The organism is Saccharopolyspora rosea (assembly GCF_025643595.1).
GTDB lineage: Bacteria > Actinomycetota > Actinomycetes > Mycobacteriales > Pseudonocardiaceae > Saccharopolyspora > Saccharopolyspora rosea.
Genome location: NZ_CP102826.1, coordinates 2,137,953 through 2,161,825, shown reverse-complemented (window position 1 = coordinate 2,161,825; position 23,873 = coordinate 2,137,953). Strand labels below are relative to the sequence as shown.

General features: G+C 72.6%; 1 protein-coding gene (only partly in view). It reads right to left on the bottom strand.

Features of this window, described 5'->3' with window-relative positions; all coding sequences use genetic code 11:
• Positions 1 to 65: 65 nt before the first annotated feature.
• Positions 66 to 23,873 carry the 3' portion of a scabin-related ADP-ribosyltransferase gene (locus tag NV263_RS10245; protein ID WP_263252514.1) on the bottom strand. It continues 19,074 nt past the right edge of the window, so 23,808 of the gene's 42,882 nt are visible here — the last part of the coding sequence; its start codon lies off the right edge, out of view; the stop codon is at positions 66 to 68.

Genomic DNA, 23,873 nt, shown 5'->3' with positions numbered 1-23,873 from the left:
ATCGCTGTTCGCCGCCGGCCACGGGCTTGATCGGTGGCCGGGGGCCGCGGCAGCGGCCCCGGCTGTCACGACCACTCGTCGTCGTAGTCGGATTGCTCCGGCGACGTGTCGCCGTCCTCGGGTTCGGGGTGTTCCTCCCAGATGATGCGTGCGGGCCGCCTGCCGCCGCGGGGGTCCGCGACGTAGTCGACCGACACCAGGCGGAACCGGGTGCCCAGGGGGAACCCGGCGGTCCGCTGCGGCTGGCCGGGGATCTCCCGGGCGGACACCCAGTCGCTGCCGGGCGCCGGGCGGTAGACCACCTGCACCGGTCCCGGTGCGGTGCCGTGCTCGGTGCCGAAGACGAACCCCGGGTGCTCTGTCACCATGCCCAGCCGGAGGTCGCCGGGCGCCTCCTGGACGGTCTGGTGCACCTCCGCCCCGGTGTACGGCGGAAGCCACCGCAGCCCGGCATTGATCACCGACGCGACCGCGGCCGCGTTGGCGACCCCGTTGGCCAGGTCCTCGTCGAAACCCGGCCACACCGCAGCGAGCCGACCGTTGACAGCGTCGTCGACGGCCGCCAGCAGTTGGGCGACCTGGTCGCCATCGGCCTGCTCTTCCCCGCCCGCCACATGCTCGCGGAGGGCTCGACCGCGTTCGAGGCGGGCCTCCCACTGCGGCTCGGACCAGCGGCTGTGGTACGTCCAGATGTCGAACGGGGTGGGCTGGTACCCGTCCGAAACGCGGCGAAGCGGATCGTCCTGGTCCCCCCATCCGTCGAGCCACTGCCTGATCTCGTGGAACAGGGAATCGCGCTCCTGCGGCGGGATCGCTGTCAGCTCGTCCGGGACGCGACCCAGGAAGACGCTCAACTGCGTCAGGTGGTAGGTGGTGAACAGATGCGTCCGGGCACCGTCGTCCAGGTTGAGCCGGTTCGCCAACGTGAGCACGCCGATCGGGTCGAAACCGGGCCGCCCCTGCAAGTCCGAAGCGATCAGACGCTGCAACTCGTCGGACAGGTCCGAAATGTGTACGAGTTCGGTCATGACGCGCTCGTGCAACGCCGCGTGCGGGTCCGTCTCCGCCCACTGCGCGAAAACCTCCGGAGGCTCGTCGGCCGCCAGGCTGTACTCGACCAGCAACCCCCGGTCAGCCGCGTCCAGACGGAGCCAGTCCGCGAGGTCCCGCAGCGCGCGGTGGTCGAATCCCCGAGTGCCCAACAGCTCGACGAACCGATCTGCACTGACCCCCAGCCGATCCGCCCACCACGACGACACCTGACGCGCCGCCTGCACCGGCGGCAGTCCGGCCCACTGCGCCAAGGACGAACCGCGCCCCCGCAGGAACCGGTGGAAATCGGCGAACTCCTCGACCCGCACATCAGCCGCGCGCGCCAGCCCGTGGGCATCCCGCAACTCATCGAACAGTTCCGGAGTGAGTTCGAGCTCATCGGTGATCCAGTCGTGCAACGCCGTGCGCGGGTCCATCCCCGCCTGCTGCGCGATACGCACGAATCCTTCCGGGGACACGCCGGTTTCCGCGCAGTACTCGACCAGCAATCCCCGGTCGTCACCGAGTCCGAGCCGCTCGGCCGTCTCCGACAGCGCGCGGTGGTCGAATTCCGGAGCGCCCATCAGCTCGATGAACCGCCCCGGACTGATTCCCAGCCGATCCGCTCGCCACGACGACACCTGGTACGCCTGCTCCCCCGGCGTCAGCCCGGCGCAGTGCGCCAAGGACGAACCACGTTCCCGCAGGAACCGGTCGAAATCGGCGAACTCGGCCGCCCGCACATCCGATGCGTGAGCCAACTCCGCGAGGCCCGCAACACCACCGTCCTGAGCGGACACCCCGAAGCGAGCCAGCTCCTCCAGCACACCCCGAGCCCATCGCTCGACGTCGAGCTCACGTCCTGCCCGCAAGTCGGCCAGGTGCCCGTCGAACACCAACAGGTGCCGCGGATCATGGAGCCTGAGAACATACGTCGCCCGCAGGACGACCGCCCCGTCCGTCTCCGGCAACCCGATCCGCCCGGCCAGCTCCGGGATCTCCTCCGGAACGCGACCGGTGTAGCTCGCGTAGGCGAGCAGCTCGTGCGGCTGCGGTCCCAAGCCGATCCGGGTCCCCAGCCTCGCCAACGCCTCGACGGCATCCTCGCCGAGCGCGCTCAAGGACTCCCGGCTGTTCCGCGACGGGGCGAGCCGGTCGTTCAGCCACCGGTCGAGGTGGTCGCGCCACACCGGGCCGCCTTCCGCGGGTGCGACGTAGTTCTCCCAGGAGTCGGTCCCCAGCATTTCGACCACGCCGTACCATTTTTCGAGTTGGCCGGCCTGGTCCATCTCCCGGAACTCGCGCATGAGCGGGACGCGGGGCCGGCGATCCCGATCAGCGAAGACGTGGGAGTACTCCTCCGCCTGCGCCCATGCGTCGAACACCTGCAGCGGTCCCAGCCGCTGCGGGCCGGTCCCGGTCACCGCGGGGTTGTCGACGAACTGGAACAGCCACGCCCGGTCGGCATCGGACTCTACGCCCAGCAGTGCGGCGGCGTCCCGCAGGCCGCGCACGAACCCGTCGAACTGCCCACCCAACCCGAGGTCGATGAAGCCGCGCAGGAACGGGCGCAGGTGCAGGGGGTTCACTCCCAGCACCTCGGCCGCGTCGAGCACCGCGGCATGGACGTCATCGAGCCCGCGCTCCGGCTCCCCGAGACCGCGCAGCTCTTCGCGGATCATCTCTTCGAGCGACGGATCCACCACATCGAGCTCGAAGTTCGGCGGACGGCCGGGCGGTTGGCCGTACCGCGGCAGCTGCGGGTCGTGGTCGGCGTATTCGGGCGGTCGCTCTCCCGCACCGGGTTCCGGCGGAGCAGCCAGCGGGTCGTAGCCGGACGGCACCTCGTCGCGGATTTCCACACCCGCGACGTGCGGCACCGCGGCGTCATCACCGCCTGTTCCCTCCGGTGCCCCTGAGTCGCCGTGACGGGCTCGGTACTGCGCCAGCACGCTCGCACGCTCGTCCTCGCCCGCCGCGACCAGCTGCCGCAGGGACGTGCCGCGTTCTTCCAGGAAACGCTGCAACCTGACGTGGTCACGCCAACCGGTGTGGCCCAGCCCGTCGAGGACGTAGGCGAAATCGGCCCACGCCGCCGGAGAGGTCAACCCGAGGCGACCCAACCGGTCCGTCATCGCCTCGATCCAAGCCTGCTGCCCGCCCCGGGGATTCGCGAAAGCGATCAGGTCCCGCGGGAACAACGTGGTCAGGTGCACCGGTTCCGCGCCCAGCGCCGCCGCCGCGCGCAACAACGTCGCCGCCTGCACGCCGGCCCTGCGGCCCGGGTAGATCTCGGTGCCCTCACCGGTCCTGCGCGCCAACCACGGGATCTCGTCGGGTACCCGCCCCAGCCTCCGGGTCAGCGACACCAGATCCCGTGTGGCGTCGTAGGGCCGATCGTGGAGCTTTTTCAGTTCCTCCAGCTGCGCCAGCGATTCCAGCCGACCGGCGTCGGTCGGGCGGAACCCGTGCAAGCGCACGAGTTCGCCCCACCACGGCCGCTGTTCGCCAGCGGAGTGCGCAGCGGCCCACACCTCGTCCCACACCTCGTCCTCCACCTCGGGCAACGACGGGCGCCACTCACCGGCTATCAGCTGGTGGGCCCGGTGGTGGTCGGTGCGCAGTTCGGCCGGCGACATCCCGCGCTGGTCCAGGAACTCCCGCAAGCTCGCCAGTTCTCCCGGCCCGACCCGGTGCAGCGCCCCGAGCAGCGCCAGGTCCGCGGGCTCGAACCCGAACGGCCTCATCCACGATCCGACCGCGTGCGCGGCGACCCGCTCCGGATTCGGCGATGCCGACTCCCGCAGCCACGGCAGGTGCACCTGCAGGTGCTCCGGGGAGACCCCCAACTCTCGCGCGACCCGGTACACCGGTCCCGGTCCGACCTGCCACGCCTGCGCAACGCCGAACACGGCCAGGTTGAAGCCACCGAAGGCTCGCGCCTCGTGGACGAAGTCCCGGGTCTGCTCGTCGTCCAGCTCCATGCGCTGGGCGAACTGCGCCAGGACCACCGGGTCGAGCCTCTGCGGCAACTGGTCGTCCAGGGCCAGGCCGAGACGCCAACGGGCGACCGCCGCACGCCCGGAGACGCCGAGCCGGCGCAGCAGCCCCACCGCGTCTCCGTTCTCGCGGTGGTCGGTTCCAGCGGCCGAGTGCCACAAGTATTCCTGGAAACTCTCCGCGTCCTGGGGGCCCAGGCGGGTCAGGACGCCCTGGAACCAGGTCAGGCTCTCCGGCCGCAGGCCGTGGTCAGCGAGGCCGCGGCGGACGGTGTCGGCCATCGCCCCGGCCTCCGCGAAGGCCCCCGCCCACGGCCCGCCGTGCGCGGACCACGCGTCCGGGTCCAACAGCCGCAGCGCAGTGGGCTCGACGTCCAGCAGGCGGGCCACCTCGGTGCGGAAGCCCGCATCGGACCAGGATTCCCGGAGCGCCGCGGTGGCGGACCGCCACTCCCGCACCAGCGCCGCCGCCCTCTCCTCGGAGAGGTCGACGATCTCGTGCAACGCGGGCGACCCCGGGCCAGGCATGAAGAATCCCTCGACCTGGACGAGACCGATGTGGCCACGGCGCTGGAGGAACCAGCCGAAGTCCTCCCACTCCCCGACGCCGACCGAAAGCCGGTGGGCCCGGTTGAAGAACGCGGCCGGGTCCTCGCCGATCTGCGACTCGAAGGACTTGAGCTCCTCGTTCAGCTGGTCGACGAAATCGTCCGTCGTGGCGTACCTGCGGAGTTCACCGGGCTCCAGCCGCACGTCCCGCGCGAGGGCGTAGACGTCCGCGGCCGGAACCCCCCACTCTTCGGCCAGCTCCGGTAGCTCGGACGGGATGCGTTCGAGGTGTTCGCAGTAGTCGAGCAAGGCCGTCATGTCGTCGGACGCGAACCGCACCCCGACCTGGCGGGCCAGCTCCACCAACGCATCCGGGTCGAACCACGGCCGTTCGAGCAGGAACCGGCGGTCCGGGCCGATGCTCAGCATGGCGCTGTGGGCGTCCGGCGATCCCGCGTCCAGTCCATCGTTGATCCTGCGGACCACGTCCTCGTCCCCGAGCAGGTCGGCGGGCCGCAATCCGGCTGCCCACAGCCAGGAGACGTCCTCGATTCGGGCTCCGGCGGAGTCGAGCAGCTGGGGCAGATCCGTCACTTCGGCGTCGAACCAGTGCTCGTCCAACAACCCGAGCTGGCCCGGCTCCAGACCGAGGCGGTCGAGCCGACCCCGGACCAGCTCGGCGACGGCGCCGGGCGACCGGCCCTGGCCGAGCTGTTCGACCGCGCTCCGCGCCGGTTCCAGGTGCAGCGGGTCCACGCCCAGCCGCAACGCGACCGGGAACAGCTGCTCGGCCGGCACGCCCACGCGGTCCGCGACCGACCGGAGGTTCTCGGCCACCACGTCGACCGGGCTCGACGATGCGAAGTACTCGATCGCCAACGCCTTGTCCGTCGCACCCAGCCCGAGGCGCTCCGCCAACTTCAACACGGGCTCGACCGACTCGACACTGCCCTGCCGATCCACCAACCGCTGGAATTCCCCGGCACTGGCGCCCAGCCGCCACCGCAACACGGCACCGCGCCCCTGTCGGTCGTCGAGCAGCTGCCGGTGCTCGATCCGCTCGTCCCGCAACCACCGCGAGAACTCCGACAGCTCCGGAGCACCCAGCCGGTCGATCAGACCGGTGAACCACGGCAAAGCCCCGGGCCGCAAGCCGAACGGCGCCAACCGGTCGCGCACCGCCCGCGCCCACGCGTCCGCCTCCGATGCGGACGAATCCCGCAGCGCGGCCTCCGCCGCCCGCGCCAACTCCACGTCCGCGGTGAACACCGCCAGATGCCGGAGGTCAACGCCCAGCTCCCGGGCGACCTCCTCGCCCAGGTCGGGCTCCTCGACGTCGGGCTCCGGCCGAGTGCCCGCACCACCGCGCGAACCCGACGGCCCGGAGCCATCGGATTCCGAAGCCGGGACGTCCTGCGGCGGCGCACCACCGACGCGACGCCTGCGCCACCCCTCGTACAACGAGCTGGTGTCGCGCAACTTCGTCGCGAACTCCCGAGCAGCGGCCTCCCCGTGCTGGTCCAGCACCTCCGCGATCTTCCGCACGTTCTCCTCGTGCTGATCGCCGCGACTCGGCCCCGGAGCGCCCCGGCCGCTCACCCCCGGCTCGTAGTTCAGGCGCAACTCGCGCGCGATCCGCTCGGCCCCTGCCACCGCAGGCGGCACCGCATCCGCCCGCCACTTGCCCTTGGCCACCCACGACGGACCGGGGCGACGATCGCCGTCCGGCTGCCCCGGGTGCTGCTCCCGCGACGATTCCGCGGCCGGCTCACCGGAGCCGTGCTCGCTCGCCGTGGCGGGCACCTCGCGCGGGGCGTGCGAGCTCGTGCTCAGCCGTTCCCGTGCGACCGGCTCGGTGGGCGGCTCCGCCGGCGGCCAGCCGTGGGTGCGGGCCGCCGCGACCAGGCGGGCGATCGTGACGGGGCGTCCGGAGCGTTTGGCGTGCGGGACGAGGTCGACCAGCCTGCGGCGGTCCCACGGGTGGACCTCGGCGTCCGGGGCCAGGCCGAACACCTGCCGCACGAGCGGGTCGAGGTGTTCGGGTGCGAAGCCGTCCTCCGCACCGCCTTCCCGGCGCAGCACGTCCGAGACCCGGCGCACCGCGGTCAGCCACTCCTCGTCGTCGCCTCGGACGGGGTCGAGCTGCCGCGCGGTGCGGACGATCTCGCGCATCCGGTCGATCTCGTCGTCGGTGACCTGCGTCTGCTTCCGGAGGTGCCTTTCCAGCGCGCTGGGCCGGTGCAGCCCCGTGCTGCGCGCCAGCTCCGCGAGCCGTTCGGCGTCCGGCAGGTCCGGTTCTCGCTCGGGGAGGCGCGCTTCGAGCCGCACCGCCGTCCGGATCGGCTCGTCCTCCGCCCCGAACTGCGCCAGTTCCGCGCGCAGTGCCTCGACGTCGCGCACCCGGTGGTCCACGACCACCGGCAGAGTCGCGGTCTCCGCACCGAACGAACGCGCGGCCTCGCGCAACGCCCGCACGACCGCGGCGGCCCGCTGGTCGCGGGCGGCGAGTTCTTCGGGCAGCGACTCGACGGTGACGTGGACCTCGGGCAACTGCACGCCGTTGCGCGCTTCCCACGCGGTGCGGACCGCCAGCTTCCGCACGAACTTACCGATGATCTCGGCCGCGGCGTCGTCGAGATCGCGGGCGCCGGAGCCGAACTCGACCTCACGGCGCGGGTCGCCGTGCTCAGCGACGACGGTGAGGACCAGCGGATTCGGTTTGTCGCCCAGGTGGGAGTCGGACTCGAACAGCGACTCCCCGGGGGCCCTGCCGAACATCTCGAACCACCACTGGTCCGCGCTCCGGCCGAACTCGTCGCCGACGAGTCCCGACAGGGCGCGCACCGCGTCGCCGTGCGCCGCGTTCCGCCGTCCGGCGTCCGATTCGGGCGAAATCTGCTGCCAGATGCTGCGCGCGAACGCCTCCCGGTAGTCCAGCTGGTCCGCCTGCCTGGCGAGCGCGTCCTCCCGGCTGATGATCTCGGCGAGTTCGTCCGGGTGCTGCGCGTAGTACCGCACGTTCTCGTCGACCACGGACCGCAGGAACTCCCGGTCCTGTCTCCGCCGCAAGCGGTTCTCCAGGACGATGTGGTGGTTGCCGTCCGCGCTTTCCAGCACGACCGGCGCGAACCGCAAGTGCGTGCACTTCTCGACCGGCTGCCCCCCGCCGTCCGGTCCCGGCTGGGAGTAGTCGACGGAGTACCGGCGCTGGCCGTCCGGGGTGGTGCCGTGCGCGATCGCCTGCATCAGGTACGCCTCGCCCACGCGCGGTCGGGCGTGCTCGTTGATGCCGAACCGCTGCGCCAGTGCGGAGTCGTCCGAGCGGGGGAAGGCGCGGCCGTAGGCTTCGCCCGGTGTCGGCACGTCCGGCTGCCGCACCCGGCGTCCTCGCCTGACCTGCTCCGCCGCCCACTCCACGTCGCCGGCGAATTCGGGGTTCCGGGCCGCTTCGGCGAGACCGGCGGCGAGCTGGTGCGTGCCGGTGAACTCCGTTTCACCACTGCTCGGGCCGATCACGGCCTTGCTGACCTGCCCGGTGCCGCCGACGTGCGGCGGCCGGCCGTCGTAGAGGACGGCGTGGGTGTGCGTGCCGCCGAGGACCTTCTCGGAGAAGCTCGTCGAGATGTCGTCGGGGCCTCCGTTGAACTTCGGCGATACCCGGAACAACCGACGGGTGCGTCCGTCCACTTCGAACTCGACGGAGACCCGTTCGTCCAGGCTCAGCGTGGAACCGCCGATGCGTTCGAGTTCGGCGTTGGCCTTCGCCACCACCTCGGGCGCGGCGTAGACCTCCTTGGCGTCGTGACCGTGCGCGGCGATGGCCAGCGTCGCGTCCCCGGAGATCCGCAACGGTGGGTGCGGGTCGGTCTCGAAGGGCCGCACCCCGATGTAGCGGGGGAAGGCGTCACCGCGCTCGACCACCCGCTGCGGTGCTCGGTAGGTGAACGGCCGGGCGGCTTCGGCGTCCGATGTCACCAGGCGGTATTCGGTGGTGGTCCAGGACGGCGGCGCACTCGCCCGGTCGGGCGCGGAGCGGGGGAACCCGGGTTCCTGCTGCGGGTCCGCGTGGTCGTGCACCGGTTCGGGGGGTGCTTCCGCGCTCGACGGCTCAGGCTCGGAAGGCCGCGTCTCCGCCTCGTCCTGTCCGGACACGTCCCGGTCCGACTCGGCGGGAACGTCCGCGCTCGACGACCCCACCCCGGAAGACAACGTGTCCGCGTCCGCCTCGTACCCGGACGTGCTCTGCGTTTCCTCGCGCGGGAGGACGCGCTCGTCGGACAGCGCGAGGTGGAGACCGTGGAGCGCGGTTCCCTCGCCCGGGACGAGTTCGCGCATCGTGGCGGTCCACGTCCTCGCCAGATCGGCCCACTGCTCGTGGTCGATGGGGTCACCGTTGCGCTGCTGGGCGCGGACGAACGCGCGGGCGGTCCGCTCGATGCTGTCGAAGGCGTCCTGCGCTCGCTGCTCGATCTCGTCGAACGCCTGCTGCGCCTGCCGGACGTCCGCGTCGAGATGAGTGGCTTCGGCTCTGACCGCCAGGTCGGTCAGCACCTCGTCGAGGTGGCGCACCACGGCGCGGCCCACGTGCAGCAGTCCCGCGACGGTGGGCAGTGCGCCCACGTCCAGGCCGTGCCCGGCGAGGAAACCGCGCACCTCGTCGCCGCCGAACATCGCCTCGACGAGGACGGGTTCGTCGTCGTGGAGGCTCTGGAACAGCGCGTCGGCGAGGATCTGCTGCCGCAGGTAGGCATTGACGTTCACCAACGACAGGCGGGACCATCGCCGCGCGACGCTCTCCTCCGGCCGGTAGTCCAGGTGCCGCAGCGGCGACCTGCGGGCGTGCAGCGGGTTCCGGCCCTGGTCGAGGAGGTCACCGATGGTGTCGGTCACCGCGCGGAGCCGGGGCGGCGAGAACGGCGCGGCCGTGGCGGTGCCGGCGCGGACCGGCACCAGCGCGGTGGCCAGCACCGCATCGGCGAGGAGGTTCCGCAGCAGGCGTGCTTCCAGCAGGGGCATCTCATCCGAGTTGATGCGGACGCGGCGCAGCGAGGCCGCCAACCCGTGGTCCCGGAGGACCTCGGCGCGGCGGTCGTGCACCTCCACGTCGCCCCACGCGCGCAGTTGTTCGCGGACCTCGGTGAACCGCCGCTCGTCCAGGCCGAGCGCGGCGAGTTCCTCGGCGGGCGACGCCGGGACGGACTGCTGCGACGCTGTGTCGGCGGTATCGGATTCGTCCGCGTCCTGGCTCGTCGAGTCCTCGGCGGGTTCGGCGTGCCCGGTCCCGGTGTCACCGCCCGAGGCGTCCCCGCTCGGCGACGCCGCGTCGGACCCGGATTCCGGTTCGCGTCGCGAGGTGTGCCAGGACGCCTCCGATGACGCCGAGTCCGTCCCCGAACCCTCCGCGGTGAACACACCTGCGTCTTCCACAGCGGATCGGCCTCCTTGGTCATCCACTGTGGACTCGGCAGGAGTGTCCGCTGTGGCCGGGCCCGGCTCCCGCGGCGTGGACCGACCGGTGCGGTCCGGCTCGTGCGCGGAAGGCACCGCACCGGGCGCGCGATCGCGGTAGGGCCGGTCCGGCAGGTCGGCGAGTTCCATCCTGGTGCGCTGCGCGCGGGCTCGGGCCAGCGCGGCCTGGACGCTGTAGTGGTCGGGGTGCGCCTTCTCCGGATCGTACAGCAGAAAGGTCGGTTGACCGTCGCGCCGCACGGCTTCCAGCCAGAGCATGTGCATCTGCAGCGGTTCGACCAGCGCCACCCCGCCGCTGCGGTGCACCCGCCGCCACCACTCGTCGGCCCCGTGCTCGTCGACCCAGTCGGTGACGAGGGTGTCGCGGCGGGCGAGAGCGTCGTCGGCCAGCGTGGTGCTCAGTGCTCGTTCGTAGGCCAGGGTGTCGATCCCGGAGAACCGCCGCACCGGCCGGTCCACCACCATGAGCGGCGCGGAGACGACGGCGCTGCGGCCCCACCGGCCCGCGATGACCTTCTTCGTCAACACCGGGATGGAGTCCGGCCCGCCGGACGGGTCGACGACCGCGGAGAGCTTCTGCATCACGCGGCCCCACCGGCGGGTCAGGTTCGACCACTCCGCGGGGTCGCCGATGCGCTGGTCGGCGAGTTCGCGGGCGCGCTGCTCGACGGCGTCGAAGACCTCCCGGGCTTCGGCCACCCGGTCGGTCAGGAGTTCCCGCACGGTGCGGCCGAAGACCCGGTCCCGCCCGTCCAGAGCTGCGGCCCATTTCGGAGTGGGGTGGGTGACCAGCCGCTCGACGTGGTCGGCGAGGTCCCGGCCGACCAGCAGCAGACCGGCCGTCGTCGGCACCCGGCCGAGCACCGAGGTGTTGGTGGCCGCCGCCGCGCAGGTGTTGAGGAAGTGCTGCTCGTCGTGACCGCCGGAAGCGAACAGCGAGTGCACCAGCGCCTCGTCGTCGCCCAGCAACCGCTGGAACAGCGGGTCCTCGCCGAGCCGACGCCGGGCACCCGGGGTCAGGTTGACCAGGGACAACCGCACCAGCCGCTCCGGCAGCCCCGCGTCGGGCCGGTAGCCGGAGTGCTCCAGCGGGGACCAGCGCACGTCGAACGGGTCGGTCCGGCTCTCCACGGACTTGGCGATCTCGACGAGCATGGTCTCCAGCCGGTTCGGGGACATCACCCGCACCGCGTTCCGCTGGTGCACGGGACCGCGATCGCCCAGCACCGCGGGCGCCGACTCGCGCACCGGCACGACCGACGTGGCGGCCACCGCGTCGTGCAGCCACGCCCGCAGCCGCTCGGCAGCGGGTTCGGGGAGGCGACCGAGGTTGTCGTGGATCGCCTGGAGCGCTTCGCGCACACCGGGGTTGCCGAGGACGTCCGGCGTGCTGTCCTCGACGTGCCCGTCCCCGGCGAGGGTGGCCAGCTCGGCGCGCACCACGTTCAGCCGGTCCTCGTCCAGTCCCAGGCCGGACAGCTCACCGGTCACTGGGTCCGAAGTGGACGGATCCGAAGTGGACTGTTCGGTGCCGGATGGCTCGGCACCGGTCTCCGGAGCCGGTGGCGCACCCGGTGCCCGCGAGGACTCACCGGAATCGGCCGACTCGGCCGGCCGCTGCCCACCGGGCCGCGCGGGATTCGTCCGCCGCCCCGCGTACAGCGGGTCGGTGTCCCGGAGACGCTCGGCGTGCTCCCGAGCAGCCTGTTCCCCATCGCGCCGCAACGTCGCCGCCAACGCACTGATGTTCCCGAGATGCCGCTGGCGCGCTGCGGGATCGAAGCCGACGTGCAGCCCGACCGCCGCCGCGATCGCGAAGGCATCCTGGGCGTCCGGCGGCATCTCCCCTTCGCGCCACTTCTCCTTGTCCAGCCGGCCCGGCCGGGGGCTTCCCGGCGTCGTGCCCGGCTGCTGCGGGTGATCCTGGCGGGGCTGTTTCCGCGACGCCTCCGGGCCGTGCTCGGCCGGGCGCTTCGGGCCTTCCGGCCGGTCACCGCCGGAATCGCGGTGCTCTTCGAGCACGACCCGGGTGTGCTGGTGGCTGCCGTCGGCGACCGGCTCGACGGACACCACCCGGAAGCGGGTCCCCAGCGGGAACCCGGCGGTGAGGTGGTGCTGTCCCGGAACCGTCCGCGCGAACCGCCACGGCTGCCCCGCGGCCGGCCGGTACACGACGTGCGCGGCTCCTGCCGGGACACCGGTTCCCGCCTCGGCGGTGGCGAAGGTGAAACCACCGGGTTCGACGACCGAACCGACCTGGTAGTCGTCGTGCGGCCACGCCTGCCACCGGTGGAGTTCACCGCCGTCGTACCGGGGCGCGTTGCGCAGCGCGGAGTCGATCAGCGACGCGACGGCGGCCGCGGTACCCCGGCCGGTGACCAGGTCGGCGTCGAACGACGGCCAACGGTGCGCCAGCACGCCGCACGCGGCGTCGTCCAGCGCGGCGAGGTCCGTCGCCTCCGCATCGGACGCCCTCTCACCATGCGTCCGCGCCAGCCACCGGCCCCGCTCGACGCGAGCGGCCCATTCCTGCGGCCACCACAGGTTCTGGTAGGCGAGGTGGTCGAACAGCGTCGGCCGGTAGCCGGCCACCACCCGGCCACGCGGGTCGTCGGCGTCGCGCCACCCCGCGTGCCAGTCCCGGGCCTGGCGCAGCAGCGTCTGCGGCTCCGCGCCGCGCCGCGCGATCAGGCCGACCACGTCGTCCGGGAGCCGACCGAGGAAAGTGCTCAGGTCCACCAGGTCGGCGGCGGTGAACACCGCCGGGTCCGCGGCACGCGCGGGCAGCCCCAGCTCGTCCGCCACACCGACGAGGTGGCCGACGTCGACCGCCTCGCGCAGTGCGGCGTAGCGCTGCGGGGGCACCCCGAGCCGGTCGGCGCCCCAGTCCCGCAGCGCGGTGCGCGGGTCGCGCGACGCTTCGGCGAGCGCGCTCGGCGGGGTGCCCGTCTGGGCGCTGTGCTCGGCCAGGAGTGCTCGTTCGCCGCCGAGACCGAGTTGGTCGGCCACCGACGCCACGGCCGTGGGATCGAAACCGGGCGCCTGGGCCAGCCGCGCGAACCGGGTCGGCGTGATGCCCAGGCGGTCGGCCCGCCAGTGCTCGACGGCCGCTCGCGCGGAGTCCGCGTCCTGCGCCGCCCACCTCGGCAGCGGTCCCGATCCGGTGCGGTCCAGGAACGACGCGAGGTCGGCGAACTCCTCGGCGCGCACACCCGTGCGGTACGCCTGCTCGGCGACGTCGGCGACGCGCAGCTGCCCGCCGTGCAGGGGCAGCCCGGCGACCGCCAACCGGTCGGCCAGCCCGTCCAACCATGCCGACAGCCCCGTGTCCGCTTCGACGCGCTGCCGCAGGTCGGCGGCGAACACCAGCGCGTGCCGCGGCTCGTTCAGGTCGAGCACCTGGACGGCCCGGATCAGGAACGCGCCTTCGCTCTCGGGCAGGCCCGCTTCCCGGAGCAGGTCGGGGAGTTCCTCGGGCAGGCGGCCCAGTTCCTCGGCGAACTCGACGAGCTGGGCCGGCCGCGGCCCCATGCCGAGCTCGGTGCCCAGCCGGGCCAGTGCCGCGACACCCCCTTCGCCGAAGACGTCGAGGTCACCGCCGTCGGGACCGAACACCGACAGGTTCACCCACCACGCCAGGTCGTCCCGGAAGCTCTCGGGCGCGTCCGGGGTCGCGTTGCCGTTCCTGAAGTCGTCGCCCTCGTGCTCAAGCGTGGCCACCATGTCGTCCCACCGCGCGAGCCGTTCCGCGCCGTCCATCTCGCGGAGTTCGGCGAGGGTGACGCCGAACCGGTCCTGCGCCGCGGCGAGCGCGTCGAAGACCTGGAGCGGATCGAGGCGCGCAGCACCGGTCCCGGTCACCAGCGGATCACCGACGAAGCCGAACAACCACTCCCGCTCGGCGTCGGAATGCGCGCCCAGCAGGGCGGCGGCGCCCTCAAGGCTGCGCACGAGCAGCCCGGTCTCGTCGGCCCCGGAGGTCGCCGCGGACTCCCGGATGCCCAGGAACGCGCGCAGGAACGGGCGCAGCCGCAGCTCGTTCACGCCCAGTTCGGTCGCGGCCCGCATCACACCGGGCAGCGCGGCGTCCACCTCGTCGGGCGGGAGGTCCAGCACGCACGCGTCCACCTCCTCGGCGAGCATGCTCCGCAGCTCCGCCCCCGCGTCGTAGGGGGGCGGGGTGTCCGGTGTGTAGTCCGGGACCGGTCCGTTGTTCCACACCGGGTCGGTCTCGGCGTAGGCGGGCGGCGCTGACGGCTCCCCGAGCGTCACCTCCACCGATGCCGTCCCGGTCGGTTGCTCGGCGGAGATGCGCCAGCTGTTCGAGGCGAGCCTTCCGGTCATCCCGGACATCGTCAGCAGCGGCACGTACCTCGCGCCGTGCTCGTTGTCGAGGTGGTCAGCCGCGTCCTGCTGCGCATCGTTGAGCGCACGGTGGAAGAGATCTCCCCACGGGTCCGGCAGCTCGTCGATGCGCCCATTCCTGGCGCGGTCGAGTGCCCGGCGCCACTCGCGCAGGCGGGTCCGGGCCTCGTACGACGGCAGCTCGCCGAAGGCGCGGTACGTTCCCAGCGCCCGCTCACGCACCCAGTCCGGCGCTGCGACGAGATCGCGCGGTTCGAGACCGACGACGTCGAGGAAACTCCGGAACCGGGTGTGGCTGGCCATTCCGGCGGGCAGATCACGGACGAGTTCGGCGTAGTCGGCCCAGGCCGCCGGACGGTCCAGTCCCAGCATCCGCAGCCGGGAGCGCATGGTCTCCACCCAGTTCTGCTCCCCGGAGCGGGGGTTCTGCAATGCGAGCAGTTCCCGGGGGAACAGCGCGGCCAGGTGGACCGGTTCCGCGCCGAGCGTCGAAGCCGCGCGCAGCAGCGTCGACGGCTGCACCCCGATCCCGGCGGCCACCAGCGGGATCTCGTCCGGGACGCGGCGCACCGTCCGGGCCAGGTCGGCCAGGTCGGTGCGCGCCGCGGCGTAGCCCTGCCCCCGCAGCTTATTGGTCCGTTCGAGGACCGACTCCAGCCGGGCCGGATCGCGCCCGGCGACGAACCAGTCGAGGCCGCCGAGTTTGTCCACCCACTGCCGGCGTTTGTCCTCCCACTGCCGGCTCGGCTCCTGGCCCGGCTTGTCGGTCCGCGTCCGCGCCGCGAGGTCGGCAGCCCACTCGGTCACCACGTCGTGGGCGCGACGCGGATCACGGCGCAGGTCTGCGACGGACGTGCCGCGCTGCTCGGCGAACCGCCGCAGGCTCGCCAGCTCGCCCGGCCCGACGTTGTGCCGGGCACCGAACCACTCCAGGTCCCCGGGCTCGAACCCGAGCTGGTCCGTCCAGGTCCGCACCGCGTGCGCGGCGACGCGTTCCGGGGTGGGCGAGGCCGACTGCCCGAGCCAGGACAGGTGGACCCGCAGATCCCGCGGTTCGACCCCCAGCCGGTCCGCGGTCCGGAAGACCACGCCGGGAGCGACCCGCCACGTCTCGGACATGTCCCGGACCGCGGGCGGAAATTCCCCGAACCGCTGCACTTCCCGCACGAAGTCCAGTGCGGCTGCGGGATCGAGTCCCATGCGGTCGGCGAAGCGCGCGAGCACCGTCGGCCCCGCGTCCGGTGGGAACTCCTCGTCCCGTCCGACGTCCAGCCGCCACCGGCTCACCGCGTCGCGCCCCGGGTTCGTCCCGAGTTCGTTCGGGTGCGACACGCCGAAACCGTCGAGGTAGTCGCGGAACCGCGCCAGATCGTCCGGGGAGACGTTCGACACGAGGCCGTGGAACCAGCGCAGCTGCGCCGGTTCCATGTCGTGCTCGGCCAGCACGTCGGCCAGCGCGTCCGCCGCCTCGGCCGGGGCCGGTGCCCCATCCACTCGCGTCCTGACCGCCTCGACCCACGCCCGCGCGTCCAACAGGTCGAGGTACTGCGGACGGATTCCGAGTTCTCGCGCCACGTCCGCTCGGAAGTCGCTGTCCGACCAGACTTCGGCCCAGCCGCGCGAGGTCTCCCGCCACTGCCCCGCCAACTCGGCCAGCTCGACGTCGTCGAAGCGGTGGAGATCGACGAGCACCGCGTCCCCGTCGCTGTCGAAGTGTCCCCGGCTCTCCAGGAACTGGAGGAAGTCCTCCCACTGCGCCGGTGCGATGGACTGCTGGTGCATCCGGGCGACGAACTCGCCGCCGACCTCGTCGAAGGTGACCCCCAGCGCGTCGAGGGCGTCAGCCACCTGGTCGTGGCCGTCCCGCAGCAGCGGCGCGAGTTCCCGCACGGCGCCGGGCTGCACGCCGAGCGTGCGCGCGCACTCGTAGAGGTGGGACGCGGGGATGTCCCACTCGTCGGCGAGTGCGGGGATCTCGCGCGGTATCCGGTCGAGGTGGACGCAGTAGTCGACGAGTTCGGTCATCTCCTGCGAGGCGAGCGTCGCCCCGATCCGGCGGGCCAGGTCCAGCAGACCGTCGGCGTCGAACCACGGACGTGCGGTGACGGGCTCGTGCTCGGCGTCGATGCCCAGCACGATGCGGGCCGGGTCGGTCCACCCGGACCGGAGGTGGTGGCGCACCCGGGCGGTCAGGTCCGGGTCCACGGCGAGGTCGCGCGGCTGCACGCGCGCGGCGGCGAGCGCACCGATGTCGGCGACCGAGACTTCCGCCGTTTCCAGGGTTTCGCGCAGCCCCGGGTCGAGTGCGTCGAACCAGTGCTCGTCGAGCGTTCCCAGCGCCTCCGGCCCCAGGTCCACCTGCGCGAGCCGGCCGACCACTCGACCGGCGATGGCGGAGGGCGGCGTCCGCCCGTCGACCGCGTCGCGCAGCACGCTGCGCGCGGCCGGCAGCACCGCGGGGTCGACGTGCAGCCGCAACGCCACCCTGAACAGGTCGCGTTCCGGCACGCCGGCGCGCTCGGCGGCCGACCGCAGGGCGTCCTCGCGCACGACGTGCGGTCCGACGGCGAGGAAGTGGCCGACGAGGAGTTGTTCGTCCACTTCGTCCAGTCCGAGCCTCCTGGCCAGTGCCACCAGGTGCTCGGCCGCGTCGGGGTCCATGGCCGCCAGGCGCCGGAACTCCTCGGGGCCGGCGTTCAGGCGCCACCGCAGCACGGCGTCCCGCCCGGCCTCGGGTCCGAGGTCGCGCAGCTGGCGCGGATCGAGCCCCTGGTCCGCCAGCCAGCGCGAGAAGTCCGACAGCGCGCGGGGTCCCAGATCGCGGACGGCTCCGGTGAACCACGGCAGGTCCGCGGGGGTCAGGGAGAACGGTGCGAGCCGCTCGCGCACCGCTTCCTCCCACAGGTCCGCGTCGGCGCGCGTCCGGTCGCGGCGCGCCGCGACCTCCACCGCGCGGGCCAGGTCCTCGTCTCCCGCGAAGATCTCCAGGTGTTCGCGGTCCACGCCGAACCGGCGCGGCAACTCCGCCCCTGGATCGTCCGAGCCCTGTTCGACGAGCGTGCGGGTCGGCGCGTCGAACCGCTGGAAGTCACCGGTTTCCGGGTCCACGAGCCGGAACTCGGTCTGCGACACGAGCTCCCACCGCAGCGGCACGACTTCCCCGTTCAGGCGGTGGTGTTCGGCGCGGCCGCTGGTCGCCGTGCGGTCGTCGAGGTGCACCTGCCCGAGCGCCGCTCCGTCGGGCGTGAACAGGTTCATCTGCTGCCGCACGACACGACCGTCGGCGTCGACCAGTGCGACCTCGCCCCGCTGCCGCCCGTGCAGCGTGGTGTACCGCGTCAGGTTTCTCACCGGGTCGTAGCTGACCTCGGACCTGCTGTCCTCGCCCGCGTTCGGGGCGCTCCCGCCGCCGGGGTGGCCCGCTGCGTGCCGTGCCGCGCGCTGCTCGGCTTCCCGCGCGCTGTACTCGGCGAACAGGGTGTCCGGGTCGTGGCCGAGGGAACGCAGGTTCTCCTCGGCCTGCCGCAACGCCTCCTGAGCTTCGTCCCACCGCGCCTGGGCCTGCCTGCGGTGGCCGGTTCCCGTGCTCGACTCGCCCAGACTGTGCAACGCCCGCCGGATCCCGGGATCGGCCACCAGCCTGCTGAACTCGCTACGGGCGCGCAGGTAGCGCTCCCAGGCTTCGATCCCCGTCGTCGAACGCGGTTCGGCCGTGTCGTGCAGGCCCAGGTGCTCGGCCCGCCGGGTCAGGTCGTCGCCCGGAGCACTGGATCCGGTCCGGTCGTCCTGTTCGGACGGTTCGGGGTACGGGCCGCCGGTGGACGGCTCCTCGTACCGGGAACGCTTGGGGCCGCGTCCGGGGGCGTCGTCGTCGGCGGGTCGTTTCGCCTCGGTGCCGGGGGGCGTGTCGCCATCCTCCGGGTACTCCTCCCAGACCAGGCGGGTGACCGTCTGCCCGTCGGCTGCGGGGACCTGCTCGACCGAGGCCAGCCGGAACCGGGTGCCCAGCGGGAAGCCCGCGATCGGCACCGGCTGTCCGGGGATGATCCGCGCGGCCGTCCACGACCGTCCGGGGGCTGGGCGGTAGACGGCGTGCGCCGGTCCCGCGAACTGGGGGTGTGCGCTGGCGAAGACGAACCCCGGGTGTTCGAACACCGTGCCCGGCGTCAGGTCGTCGGACACGTGCCAGAACGGCGCGTAGAACTCAAGTCCGGCGGGCACCACTGGGAGACGGTGCAGACCGGCGTTGGTGACGGCGGCGACCACGGCCGCGTCGTGGCGCCCGGCGGTGAGATCGTCCTCGAAACCGGGCCAATCCCGCTGGAGCCGCCCCTGGACCGCGGCGTCGACGGCCGCCAGTTCTGCCACTAGTTCTGTCACGTGCCCCGGAGAACTGTCGACGAGTCCCCGGCGTCGCGCGTCCTCGACCAGCTCCACACCCCGTTGGAAGTGGTGGGCCCGCACTCGTTCCGGCCAGGCGGTGCCCGACATCCAGTAGTCGCAGTCCACCGCCTGGTATCCGTCCCGGACCCGGTCACGCGGGTGCCCGGCGCTCCGCCAACCCTGCACCCACTGCTTGACCTCGCGGAGGCTGTCCGCGCCCCGCTCGTGCCCGGAGGCGACGATGGAGGTGAGGTCGTGCGGCACGCGTCCGAGGAAGACGCTCAACTCCAGCAGGTCTGCGGTGGTGAACGTCCCGTCCTCGCGCAGGCCGAGCACCTCGGCGAGGCCGAGCACGGCGCCCGGATCGACGCCGTGCACGTCCCACAGCTCGGCGAACCGCTCCTGGCTGATCCCGAGCCGGTCCGCGGCCCAGTTCCGCAACGCCGTACGCGGGTCCCGCCCCTGCTGCTGCACGGCCTCGGTGAACTCCGTCGGATGCACGCCTTCCCGCGCGCTGTGCTCGACCAGCAGCCCACGGTCCCGGCCGAGCCCGAGCCGGTCGCCGATCTCCAGCAACGCGAGGTGGTCGAGGCCGGTGCTCGACAGCTGCATGAAACGAGCCGGCTGGATCCCCAGCCGCGCCGCCCTCCACTGCGCCACGTCGCGGTGCTGCTGGGATTCCCAGCCTGGCCAGTGCTCCAGCGACGAACCCCGGCCTTGCAGGAACTGGTCGAAGTCGGTGAACTCATCGGCGCGCAACCCGTGCTCGTCGGCGACCCTCGCGATGCGGTCGACGAACGTGGCATCGTCGCCGTCGTTGGGCAGTCCGTCGTCGATCAGCCGCTCCCGCAGATCGTCGGCCCAGCGATCGACGTCCGGCGCGGCATCGCCGCGGAACAGCGCGGCCAGATCCTCCCGGAACACGTGCAGGCGCCGGGGGTCCTGCAGGCCCAACGTTCGCGCGGCGTCCAGCAGGGTCGCACCGTCGGTCTCCGACAGCCCGAGTTCCCGTGCCAGCTCGGGGATTTCCACCGGCACGCGGCCGATCTCCCGCGCGTAGTCGATCAGCTCGTAGGAACGGGGGCCCAGGCCGAGCCGGGAACCCAGTCGCACGAGTTCGGCGACGTCGTGGCTCCCGAACGACGCGCGGTAGTCGTCCCCGTCGGCGAACAGCAACCGGGAGGCCAATTCGTGGAGCGCGGCGCGCATGCCCGGCCCGTCCGACGGTGTCTCGCCCGGCTGGAGCTCCGACTCGACGGCGTCGATCATGTCGCCCCACCGCTCGATCAGGGCGAGTTCGTCCAGCCCGCGCAGCTCGCCGAGCGTCGTGTCGAACAGGTTCTGCACCAATCCGAGCCCGTTCAGCGTCTGAAGGGGCCCGAGCCGGTTCGGGCCGGTGCCGGTCACCGCCGGGTCGTCGACGAACCGGAACAGCCACGCCCGGTCCGCTGCGGACTCCGCCCCCAGCAAGGCGGCGACGTCGTGCAGGCTGCGCACGAACAGGTCGGCCTCATCGACACTGCGCAACCCGGTGAAACCGGGCAGGAACGGCCGCAGGTGCAACGGGTTCACCCCCAGCGCCTCGGCCGTCCCGACCACTGCCGTCCGCACCGTGGCGTGTTCCAGCTCCGCGTCCGCGGTGCCCGCCAGCACCGCCCGGATCATCGCGTCCAGCGACGGGCCCACCACGTCCCGGTCGTAGTCCGGCAGGTCGCGCGGGACTTCGTCGTACCGCGGCAACTGCGGATCGTGCTCGGCGTACGCGGGTGGGCTGTCGACGGGTTCCGGTCCCGTGGCCAGCGGATGGTGGACCGGCGGCTCGTCGTCGGAGAGGTTCATGCTCGCGAGGTCTCGCGCCAGCGACGATCCGGCGACATCGGGCTCTGGGAGCGGCGCCTCGATCCGCACATCGGGGCGACCGGCGGCGCGGTAGTCGGCCAGCACCGCCGCGCGCTCCTCGTCGGTCGCCGCGGCCAGGCGCTGCGGGGTCCAGCCGTTGCGCCGCAGGAAACGCAGCAACCACCGGTGGTCCTGCCACCCGTGGTGGCCGAGACCGTCGACGAGGTGAGCGAAGTCCGCCCATGCCGCCGGGGTGGTCAGCCCGAGCAGCCGCAGCCGGTCCGCCATCGTCTCGATCCAGGCCCGGTGCCCGCCCAGCCGGTTCCCGAACGCGATCAGGTCGTGGTGGAACAGCGTGACGAGGTGGACCGGCTCGGCGCGCAGCGCCTCTGCCGCGCGCAACAGGACCGGGGCGGGCACGACGCCGCTGCGCTGCTCGACCGGACTGGCCTCGTGGCGGGTGATCTCCTCCAATGCCGGGATTTCGTCGGGAATCCGTCCCAGCTCCCGGCTCAGGGACACGAGGTCCTGCCCGGGGTCGTAGTCCGCTCCGTGGAACTTCTCCCCGGTTCGTTTCGCCAGCGCGACCAGCCTCTCTGCTTCGTGGGGTCCGAACCAGTCGAGGTCGTCCAGACTGCTCCGCAACAACTTGATTTCCACCGGCTCGGCCTCGCGGGAGGAGGAATCGTCGCCCGTCCACCCACGCCACCGCGAGACCAGGTCTCCGGCCCGTCCGTGATCGTCGCGCAGCTCGTCCACGGAAATGCCACGCCGGTGGAGGTAGTCGCGGAAACTCGCCAGGTCACCGGGGCCCAGCGGGCGTCCGTCCCCGAGGTAGGCCAAGTCTGCGGGCGCGAACCCGGACACCCCCATCCAGGACCGGACCGCGTGTGCGGCGACCCGCTCCGGGTGGCGCGACACCGACTGGCCCAGCCAGGACAGGTCGACCCCGTACAACGACTGCGACGGGACCCCCAACTCGGCCGCGACGCGGTACACCAGGCCCGGGCCGACCCCCCAGGATGTCGAAGCGCTGTACACGGCCAGCGGGAAGCCACCGAACTCCCGGACCTGCTCGACGAAGTCCCGCAGCTGCGGGCCGTCCAGCCCCATCAACCTGGAGAAGTGTGCCAGGACGCTGGGGCTGACCCCGTTCGGGAGCGCCTCGTCCACGCCGATCCCGAGGTGCCAGCGCGCCACCGCGTCCCGGCCCGCTTCCACGCCGAGCGCACGCAAGCCCGCCACGTCCGCACCCGAACGGTGCAGGTGGTCCTGGAAGGCACGGGCATCATCGAGGGACACCTGCGGCAGGATGCCCTGGAACCAAGCCAGATCCTCGGCGCGCAGGCCGTGATCGGCGAGGTGCTCCGCGAGACTTTCGGCCATCGCACCGGGCTCCGGGAACACTCCCGCCCACGGTCCGCGGTGCTCGGTCCACGTGTGCGTGTCGAGCAGTTCCAGCATGGCCGGGTCGACGTGCAGCAGAGCGGCGACCTCGGCGCGGAGATCGGGGTTCGACCAGGCGTCCCGGATCTCGCGGGTGGTGTCGCGCCACTCGCGCACCCGGTCCGCGAGCGCTTCCTCGGAGAGGTCGCCGATTTCGCGCAACGCGGGCAGGCCGGTTCGCTCCGACAGGCCGATGCGGCGGCGGCGCGCCAGGAACCAGCCGAAGTCCTCCCACTCGTCGAGGCCGACCGACAGCCGGTGCATCCGCCCGAACAACACCGGGCCGTCTTCGTGCGGCGACAGCCCGAACCGGTCGAGCAGCTCGTCGAACCGGGCCACGAGGGTGTCGTCGGCCGCGAACTCCCGCAGTTCGCCCGGTTCCAGCCGCAGGCGAACGGCTTGCTCACCGAGGCGCTGGGGCGGCACGCTCCACCGCTCGGCCAGGCCGGGCAGCTCGCTCGGGACGCGTCCGAGGTGCTCGCAGTACTCCGCCAGCCGGGCCGTCTCGGGGGTCGCGAACGGCACGTCGAGCCGGCGGGCCAGGTCCAACAGCGCGGGCATGTCGAACCACGGCTGCTCGACCAGGGCGGCGTGTTCCGGGCCGACGTCCAGCAGGGCGCGCCGAACGTCGAGCGCACTCGGCTGCGACCGCTCGAACAGGCTCCGCAGCGTGTCCGACACGTGCGGATCGTCGATCAGGTCAGCGGGTCGGAGTCCGGCCTCCTGCAACGAGTGCACGTGTTCGAACCCGACACCGGCGTGGTCGAGCACTCCGGGGAGGTTCGGCAAGTCCGTGTCGAACCAGTGCTCGTCCAGCAGCGGCAGGTGTTCCAGCCCCAGTCCGAGGTGCCCGAGATGGCCCGACACCCGGTCGGCCACGTCCTCGGGCGACAGGCCCTCGCGGACCCGCTGGACCACGCTGCGGGCCGCTTCCAGGTGCAGGGGGTCGACGTCGAGCCGCAGCGCGACCGGGAACAGCTGGTCGGCGGGCACCCCGAGGTGCGCGGCCGACGCGCGCAGGTTCTCCTCCACCTGCTCGACCGGCTCCCGCTCCCGGAAGTACTCGGGCAGCAGCGCTCGGTACGCCCGCCCCAGTCCGAGTCGCCGCGCGAACGCCACCACGGAGCCGGCGTCGCCGTGCTGGTTCGCCAAGTCCCACAGTTCCTCGCGGGTGACGTGCAACCGCCACCGCACCACGGCGTCGCGTCCCGTTTCCGGCTGACCGTTGCGCAGCTGTGCCGGTTCGATGTGCTGGTCCTGCAACCACCGGGAGAAGTCGGAGAGCTCGCGGCCGCCCAACCTGTCGACCAGGTCCGTGAACCACGACAGGTCCGCGGGTCGGAGACCGAACGGCTCCAACCGGGCCCGCACCGCCCGCTCCCAGGCTTGCGCGGGAGTGGTGCGCGGATCGCGAAGTTGCTCGTCGACGGCCCGGACCAGCTCGGCGTCGCCCTGGAAGACGAACAGCTCCTGGCCGTCGATGCCGAGCCGGCGCACGACCTCGTTCTGCAGCTCCACGTCCTCGGCGTCGGACTCCGAATCGACGTCCGTGATCCGTCCGGACGTCGACTCCCCGAACCGCTCCTCCGGATCGACAGACGAGGCGGATTCGGCCGTGGAGAACGGGTTCGGATCGTGTCCGGGCGCGGCGTCCATCGGCTCGCCGTCGTTCCACTCCGCCGCGTCGAACAACGCGACAGGGTCCGGGAGTTCCTCCGGCCCGGCGTCGGACGCGTCTTCCCAGCTACTGCCGGTCTCCGAGTCCTCCTCAGACGTCGCGTCCTCCCGCCA